Origin of the sequence: Arthrobacter sp. AOP36-C1-22, assembly GCF_052377515.1 — a bacterium.
Lineage (GTDB): Bacteria > Actinomycetota > Actinomycetes > Actinomycetales > Micrococcaceae > Arthrobacter_H.
Genome location: NZ_JBQSWW010000051.1, coordinates 1 through 8,210, shown reverse-complemented (window position 1 = coordinate 8,210; position 8,210 = coordinate 1). Strand labels below are relative to the sequence as shown.

Here is an 8,210-nt window from a genome sequence, read left to right as displayed (position 1 = left end):
GGACAGCGGCGGTGTTCGTGTCACTTTTTCGAGAAAGGTAGATTGTGCCTTTTCTATCTCCGCTTCAGGATCAAAAGCTGCTCTCAGCTTGTCTTTCATCGCCCGCGAAAGTGCCTTATGAACGTTGCGGGCGTCGTATCCACGACCGTAACCGTTCACACCCCCAAGCGTTGAAGTGACAAGTGTCCCGAGGTTCTTGAGAATCATCTTGGGGGATGCTTCCTTTTGCGCGGCCGCTCTCTCTAGCTTTGGCGACTCGAGAATCAGTTCATCCAACCGGGCGCGTGTAGCCCGCAGCTCTTTTTCGCGGTTTGCATTTTCTTTTCCAAGGGCGAGAAGTGCTTTGGCTTCGCCCGCTTGGAAATCGAAACACTCCTCCACGTAGGCTTTGTTGAAAATTGAGACCCTGTCCCAAAGTGGGTCCTCGGGGGAGGTGACTTCTCGATTGGCTTTTCCTTCAGAGATTTCCAAGGAGACGCCAGCAGCCCAGCCGTCAGGGGACTGCGGCGGGCACAGCAGCGACGCGAGTGTGGACTTCCCACTGCCGTTGTTGGCGTAAATAAGGTTGATATCTCTAAAGCCGGTGAATGCCGTTGGAGGGGACCAGCCCTGAAAGATCCTGAAGTCGTTGATGGACTTGATATTTTCGATTCGCAAATTTCCCCCTCGAGTTAGACCTACCCCCATCCTATTTAGGGTAAGTGCCAGGCCCTGTTCCAGAACATTTGGATTTCGCTTTGGAGGGGAAAGCCGCGTTGTCGCCAGGCTGGATCGCATGCGATTCCTGCGCGCCCTATCTGGGATAGGTCGCCCGAATCTAGGCGATTTAGCTCTCTGGGATCTGACTCACAGTTGGGCAAATCGGAAAGCACTTCCTAGGGGCGTCGCCTGAGGGATGAGACATACATCGTGCTATCCGTCCGCTGGAGCTTTTGCTAAGTTCGGCCAAGAGCCTAGGACTAGCTTTAGCTGGAGATTTTCGGCCACATCTCCGTGATGGCGGCGATGATCTTCTCGTTGGTTGCTTGGAGCGAGGCCAGGCTCTCGTCCTCCTCGACACTGCCCCCGTAGGCGTCGAGCACGACCGGTATCCCTTGCTTCCACACGGCGGCGATGGCCTGTGTTGCGACGATTTCTTGGTCTGGGCATCCTGCGACCAGAAGAAGGTCGGCTCGTTTTCCCGGGAGGATCGCTCCGCGATCGTTCAAACCGAAAACGTCAGCAGGTCGGGACGTCGCGGCAGCGAGTGCTTCACAGGGGCTGAGTCCGGCCTCGGTCAGGTGTTGGAGTTCACGGTGCAGGCTGGCACCGGGGACCAGGCCGGGGTTCGGGGCGTCCGTCCCGGCCAGAAGAACAACTCCGCAGGAATGCAGTGCGTGCACGTTTCGACGTGCGGCAGCGAAGTCCGGAAGTCCAGGAGGCATCCACCGCTGTGCCTGGCGTTCGAGCATCCCGGTCCATGCCGACCCCAGGCGTGTGGCTAGTCCGAGCTGCGTCAACAGCGGCATCCGGCCCTCGGAGTCGGGGAAGCCATCAGCGATGTCGAGCGTGGCGATCACCGCCACCTCGGCTGCCGCCAAAGTCTCCACCTGCGTGGGATTCAGCAATTCGAAGGGCACATGAGCCAGCACGTCGACGCCTTGGTTGACGACGTCGACGGCCGCGGCGGCCGTCATGACGTGCGCGATGACGATGATCTCTGCAGCATGGGCTGCTTCCACCAGCGCCCGTACCGTGCCCAAGTCCAATGAGGGCATCGGCACGGGGCTGGTGGATCCGTCGTCGTACAGCACCTTCAGGTGGGTCGCGCCTTCGGCAAGACGGTCCGCTACGAACCCAGATGCCTCCTCGGGGCCAGTGACGTAGGGAAACGGAGAGTATGCCATCGTTGGGTGCCCTCCGGGGGCGGTCGCTCCGATGCTTGAGGTCCGGACCTCGGCGACGTCTGATGATCCGTTGCCGGCGAGGATCGGTGTGACGAGTTCCGGCTTGCTGAACTGATCAATGATGGTCGTCACCCCGAATGTCACCGCCTGGTGCGGCGCTCCTGGCAACAAGTGGAGGTGGGTATCGATCAACCCCGGCAGCAGTGTCCCCCCGGCTCCGTCGACAACCTGATCCGACGGGTCGGCTAACTCCGGGCCGCCGACGGCGTCGATCCATCCGTCAACGATACGTACGGCGCTGTCCTTAGTGATCCGGTTGCCATCAAATACCCGAATGTTGGTGATCGTGAGGCTCATGTCCACGAAGATAGAAGTTGACCTAACGAGAAGGTCAAGCGGCTAGGCTTCTTTGGTGCGACATTCCATCAGCCAGGTCGCGAAGATCGCTGGCGTCACTTCTCGAGCACTTCGACACTATGACGCCATCGGCCTTCTTACCCCCAGTGAAGTCGGTGCCAATGGCTACCGTTGGTACGGCCGTGCCGAGCTGCGTCGGCTCCAACGCATCCTGTTGTTGCGACAGATGGGCTTGGGCTTGGTCGAGATTGGGCAGGTAATCAGCGGGCAGAGCAGCGAGATTTCCGCGTTGCGTTTTCAACGCGATCAGATCCTCTCTGAGCGAGATCGTCTGGACGCCGTCATCGAGACGATCGAGCGGACCATCACAGACCTCACTGGCAATGATGTCATGGATCCCGAGGATTTCTTCCGTGGCCTCCATCAAGACCGTCTCCGCTTACGGAACCACTTGTCGGCGGTGCACGGTCCCGGTGTGGAGGCCACCTTCAGCAGTGCCGCGGCGGCCACCTCCAGTTGGGAAGTCGCCGACTACGAGCAGGCGGCAACCAAGAGCCGCGAGCTTCTGCACCGAATGGCGGTCCTTTTCCATCAAGGCGTCCCACCATGTGCGGGCCCCGCTCAGGAGCTCGTCGGCGAGCACTACAACTCCATGGGCCAATTCTGGCAGCCAGATGCCAGTTCCTACGAGGCCTTGGCTGATCTCTACTTGAGTGACAACCAGCAACGAGCGTGGATCAGCAAGATCGATCCCGTCTTGCCTCCGTGGCTCGCAGCAGCGATGAAAACCTATGCCAAGCAGCTGCCTCATAGAGCCCCGACTCGTAAATCCGACGAACATCGATGCCGTGAGTTGAACTACTGACAGCAAGAGGTCCGGTAAGAGATTTTGAGGCGACTGGTAAAAGTTCCCTGCTAAGGCGGGGCCTCTAGTTTCACTTCGAAAGCGACGTATGACATTCCGCGCTGCCAATTCCCGAAGCTCACACACTTCCCCGCCCGTACCACGATCCAGACGAAGTTGCCACGGCCTAACTCCGGGCAGGGCCCGGCGCACGTTCGCAGGCACCGACTCCAAAAACCTGATGATAGGGATGGGTGCCATTCACTGGAAATCAACGGCTGATAAGGTATTGGCATACCGACCGACTAGTGGATGATGAGAGCGCAGTGGAACTGGCGATGCGCGAACAGCAGCGGCAGCGCACGCGGGCTTCGATCCTGCGGGTGGCCGCGGAGGAATTTGACGAGCGTGGATATGCCGCGGTCGCACTAAGTGAAATCGCGAAGCGCATCGAATTGACCAAAGGATCGGTGTACTTCCACTTCAACTCCAAATCCGACCTGGCCAAAGCCGTGATCGATACGTATTTTTCGGCGTGGGAGTCACTCGTGCAGGCAATCTCCGATCGCGAACTGACAGGACTGACAGCACTGCGTTGGCTCTCGGCCGAAGTCGCGCACCGCTATCGGGATGACGCCGGAGTCCGGGCACCACTCCGACTGATGCGCGAAGCCAATCTCATTGGCATCGACCTGCCGACTCCGTTCCTCGCATGGGTCGAGTCGGTCGCAAAGCATCTGGGTGAAGCCCGCCACGGGGGGGAGGTTCGCCCTGATCTGGATCTCGACGCCGTCGCGTGGCAGATCGTTGCCGGCTTCTTCGGTGCCCAGGAAATATCCCACCAGCTCACTGGGCGCTCCGATCTCGTCGAGCGAGTTGAAGCGATGTGGGAAATGTTTCTGCCCGGGATCGCGGCAGTACGCACGGGCTAAAAGCTACCAGACTCCTTCCCAGAACAGGACCAGCCGCCGGGTCCGCACGTGGTAGTGCTGCTATTCGACGCCTTTGAGCGCGCTCGTCATATCGATGCCCTTGATCCGCCTGGTCAACATCAGCGTCGCAGTCATCGCGAAAACGATCGTAATCAGGGACGCAATGGCCCAGCTTCCCATCGTAATGAACGGGTGATAACTGGCTCGATCCGTGCTGAACAGGCCAACATATTCACCGAGGAACCACCACCCGGCCGGGATGCCCAAGAGCCACCCGATCAAGGTGGTGGAAATGTTCTCGCGGCTGGCCAGAGATCGGAGTTCCTGATGATGGAAGCCCAAGACGCGCAGGGTCGCGTAGTCTCGGATACGTTCGGTGAAGCTCATCGCGCCGAGATTATAAAGGACTACGACGGCGAGGATGATCGCAAAGACCTTAATGAGCGTGAAAACGCTGGTCAGGGACGCGACCAGCGACCGCGCATTTTCGCTCTGCTCGTCGAGCGTGACCGCACCGGCCACGGCGGACAGGTCGATGACCTCCTGGCCAACGGACTTCTCGGTCAGATAGCCGTTTGGCGTGAATATCCCTCCGGCTGCGGCCCAGGTGGAATCCGAGACGAGGACACCTTGGGGTTCGGAGATGGAGGTCAACGCGGTGATCTGGAGATCGATACCGGAGCCATCCGTCGTTTCCACGTTGATCTCGTCTCCAACATCGACGCCCAGTTGATTAGCGAGCCGCTCACTGATGATTGCGCCGTCGTCCACCGTCACCGGGTCTCCGCCTGAATCGAGAACCCGGAAGAGATCCCCCTCTCCCAGAACTGTCAAGGTGTGCTCGACACCTCCATCAGAGTCGATGCGCGCCGGGGACTGCTCGATCCACTGTCCGGTCCCGGCTTCGGATTCGATCCTGTCTCGTGCCGCCGCACCTGCCAGCGGGGAGATCTGCAGACGTGTGTCGTAACGATACTGTTCCTCGTAAGACAGCTCCACCTGCTTATTGAGCGTATCCGGCATCCCGAAGCCGGTGACAAGTAGCATCATGCATCCTGTCGTCGCGATGACCCCCATAATGACCCGGACGGGACTACCCGTGGCATCCCGAATGGCCCACCTGCTGCCATAGGGAATCCGCTGCCATATGGCGCGCAGGCGTTCAAGTGGTGTCCGTCGAGCCCTCCCCGTGTCTGGCCGCATCCCCTCTGCCGGGCTCATCCTTCGCATGCGGCGGGTTGCAGACCAGGACGCGACGATACAGACCGTAATCAGCACGAGTGGAAGGGCAGCGCTGTCGATGGCATAGGCGGGCTGCCAGATGGGCAACGAGAAGCTGCCTTGCTGCGTATCAAGAACATAGCGGGACAACGCGGGCGTCAGCGCCAGTCCCGCGACGCAACCTGCCGATACGGCGACGATCCCCACCGCGGTGTAGTAGGAGGCGATAACTCGATTCGAGTAGCCAAGGGCTTTCAGGATGGCCACCTCGGCGCGTTGGATATCGGTGAGACGTCGGATGGAGGTGGAAATCGATAGCAAGGCCACGAGGAGGAACAACGACGAGAACAGGTACGACAGACTCCGGATCTGGTCCACCCGCTCGTACGCGGTCGCGACATGGGGGTAAGTATCTGTTTCAGTAAACGACCCGTACCGATCGCCCAGGATCGTCCTGACCGCATCACCCAATTGTGCAGGGTCCCCGCTCACCACGATGCTCTGGCTGACGGGTGCTTGGGCGGCCAGTTCCCTGGCGGTCTCGTTGCTGACCAGCCCATAGCCGTAGGTCGAAGCGTCAGGGGCGACCATCCCACTACCGGCATAGGCTATCTTGTCCGGTTGGAGTATCAGCCCATTGATGCGTAGTTCTGTTTCCTCCCCCTCACGCGTCACGGTCATCCGATCGCCTGTGTCCAGATTGTTGGCTTTCGCGTAGGACTCGTCGAGCCAAACTCCGTCCGAGGAGTCCACCGGGGCGCCGGTGACGACCCGCGGCGAATTGATGTCGCTGACGCCTCTGGTGGACAGTTCAAGATCATCGACCGTCCCTCCACGGGTTACCGTGACCGGGATCGAAGACACCAGGGCGGCCTCGTCCACACCACCGATCTGCTCGACTTCGGCAAGATCCTCATCGGTCAGGTCTAGACCGGTGATCCATGCGTCAGGCATCCTGTTCTCAGCGGCAAAGGAATCAAGCTCCATTTCGATTCCCTTCCACCCGCCTTCCAGACCCGAAAAGATTAGAACGCTGAGGGCTGCCATGAGGCAAACGGCGGCGAATTGGGCCCAATGCTCTCGCAGGTCCCTGCCGAGTTTGTGGATGAACAGCACCATCATGCGGAAGCCTGCCGACCGATGATCTCGGGGGTCGCATTGTGGGTGTCCTCAATGATTTTTCCGTCCGCCAGACGGATGAGTTTATCGGCAGCGGCAGCCAACAATTGATCATGCGTCACAACAACCACGGCGGTGCCCGTAGCGTGCGCGGTTTCTTGCAATTGGGCAAGAATCTCCACCCCGGTCTGAGAATCCAGGGCACCACTGGGCTCGTCGCAAAGCAAGAGGGCCGGCCTCTTGGCCAGCGCCCGCGCGATCGCCACTCGTTGCATTTCCCCGCCCGAGAGATGGCGAGGAAACTGGTTGAGCCGGTGTCCGAGTCCGACGCGACGCAACAGATCAGTAGCGATGCTCCCCGCCTCGCGACGTGACATGACCAGAGCAGCCGCGAGGGCAACATTCTCGACGGCGGTCAGATTGGGCACCAAGTTGTAGAACTGGAAGACAAATCCGACTTGAGCGCGCCGATACTGCGTCAGGGCACGATCCGACAGCGACTCCAGATGGTCTTCGCCAACACGGATGGTGCCTGTGCTCGGGCTGTCCATGCCCCCGATGATGTTCAGCAGAGTGGTCTTCCCCGACCCGGAAGGACCGAGGATAACGGTGAACTCACCGGCGGCAATCTGGACACTCACGTCCGCCAGCGCAACGACTCGGGCGTGTCCGGTGCCGAAGGTCCGGCCCGCGCCACTGGTCGAGATATAGGTCGGGTGTGTAGCTACCACTGGACGATCAGCGCTCCATAGTGCGTTCCCGAGCCCGTTCCCACCAGCAACGCGGTCTCTCCGGGTCGGATCCGCGTCCTATGCAGGGCCAGGGGGATGCTGGCGGCGATGGTATTGCCCACCTCCGCCAGGGTGATGGTCATCTTCTCCCGTCCCCAGAACCTGGCCATCATTTCCATTCCGGCTTTGCTCGTTTGGTGGGGAATCACATGGTCGATCCCCTCCGTGCTGGTGCTCAACCCGGGGCGGAGAGCTTCGAGGAAGGGCGGAAAAGTTCCAATGGCGCCCCGAAGCAACTTCAGGCCCTGCATATCGAACTGGAAGTCCTCCGGGTGTGCGGGGGCGTCATCGACGCGCAACCGACTGCCAAAACCGCGAATTTCGGCATCACGAATCCCCCGTTGATCCGTGAAGAACGATGAATCCGTGATTCCTTGGCCCGAACGATCTGCTTTTCCCAGCACCACTGCCGCCGCTGCATCGCCGATGAGACAGGCGCTTTCTGGCTGACTGAAATTCAGTCCGCGGCTACCCGCCTCCGTCGAAACCACCAGGATGTTGGCAGCAAGGCCAGCTTCAAGAATGAGAGCCGCTTGTTGGAAGGCCACCAGGAACGAAATGCAAGTTGCATGAATGGAGAACGCAAATTTTCCGGTTATCCCCAACTGGCTAGCGATGGGTGCACCTCCGTCGGGGATGGCCTGCATGGGACTTCCCGAGGCATTGAGCACCAGGTCGATATCCTTCAGAGTCAGTCCGGCATCTTCAATGGCCCTCTCCGCGGCCAAAGCGCCCTGCGCTAGAGGGTCCTCGTCGGCACTGATCCAATGCCTATGGTGTATCCCGGTCCGCTGTATGGCTTCCTCCGCGGAGATTCCGCAGAGAGCGGCAACCTCCGCTGTCGGAACGATCCGTCGTGGTAGCGCTTCCCCTGATCCCAAAACCCGAACTGACAAAGTACCCATGACCGGACTTCCTCCCCTAAGCATCAACGATAATCGACATACTAGCCGACCGGTCAGTGAAAAAGACAGAACGAATTCAGACGTATGGAGGTCGACGCCCAAGAGTGGGACGTTTGGTAAATTTTCCGGCGTCCTCATTGGCGAGTAGCGCTTGA

General features: G+C 59.8%; 7 protein-coding genes. 2 read left to right on the top strand and 5 right to left on the bottom strand.

Features of this window, described 5'->3' with window-relative positions; all coding sequences use genetic code 11:
- Nucleotides 1–657: AAA family ATPase (locus ACT3S6_RS15700; protein WP_444555746.1), on the bottom strand; the 657-nt coding region annotated here is incomplete at its 3' end.
- Between the two features lie 308 nt (nt 658–965).
- The gene (locus ACT3S6_RS15695) at nt 966–2,243 is read right to left on the bottom strand and encodes an amidohydrolase family protein (RefSeq protein ID WP_444555745.1); all 1,278 of its coding nucleotides are present in this window, start codon (nt 2,241–2,243) and stop codon (nt 966–968) included.
- Between the two features lie 55 nt (nt 2,244–2,298).
- Between ACT3S6_RS15695 and ACT3S6_RS15690 the strand changes: the two genes are divergently transcribed.
- Both ACT3S6_RS15690 and ACT3S6_RS15685 read left to right on the top strand, forming a co-directional pair.
- Nucleotides 2,299–3,108, top strand: a complete 810-nt coding sequence (locus ACT3S6_RS15690) for a MerR family transcriptional regulator (protein ID WP_444555744.1) — start codon at nt 2,299–2,301, stop codon at nt 3,106–3,108.
- Between the two features lie 287 nt (nt 3,109–3,395).
- Nucleotides 3,396–4,019: a ScbR family autoregulator-binding transcription factor gene (locus tag ACT3S6_RS15685; RefSeq protein ID WP_444555743.1), complete on the top strand. Its 624-nt coding sequence runs from the start codon at nt 3,396–3,398 to the stop codon at nt 4,017–4,019.
- A 60-nt stretch (nt 4,020–4,079) separates the two neighbouring features.
- On the opposite strand, the gene ACT3S6_RS15680 is transcribed toward ACT3S6_RS15685, so the two are convergent.
- From ACT3S6_RS15680 to ACT3S6_RS15670, 3 genes are all read right to left on the bottom strand, one after another.
- Nucleotides 4,080–6,362: an ABC transporter permease gene (locus tag ACT3S6_RS15680; RefSeq protein ID WP_444555742.1), complete on the bottom strand. Its 2,283-nt coding sequence runs from the start codon at nt 6,360–6,362 to the stop codon at nt 4,080–4,082.
- Nucleotides 6,359–7,000 (bottom strand): ABC transporter ATP-binding protein, encoded by a 642-nt coding sequence (locus ACT3S6_RS15675; RefSeq protein WP_444555741.1) that lies wholly within the window; start codon nt 6,998–7,000, stop codon nt 6,359–6,361. Before ACT3S6_RS15675 ends, ACT3S6_RS15680 begins: the two co-directional genes overlap by 4 nt.
- 83 nt (nt 7,001–7,083) lie before the next feature.
- Nucleotides 7,084–8,055 carry a 3-oxoacyl-ACP synthase III family protein gene (locus ACT3S6_RS15670; RefSeq protein WP_444555740.1) on the bottom strand — a complete coding sequence of 324 codons (972 nt, stop codon included), beginning with the start codon at nt 8,053–8,055 and terminating at the stop codon, nt 7,084–7,086.
- Between the last annotated feature and the right edge of the window lie 155 nt (nt 8,056–8,210).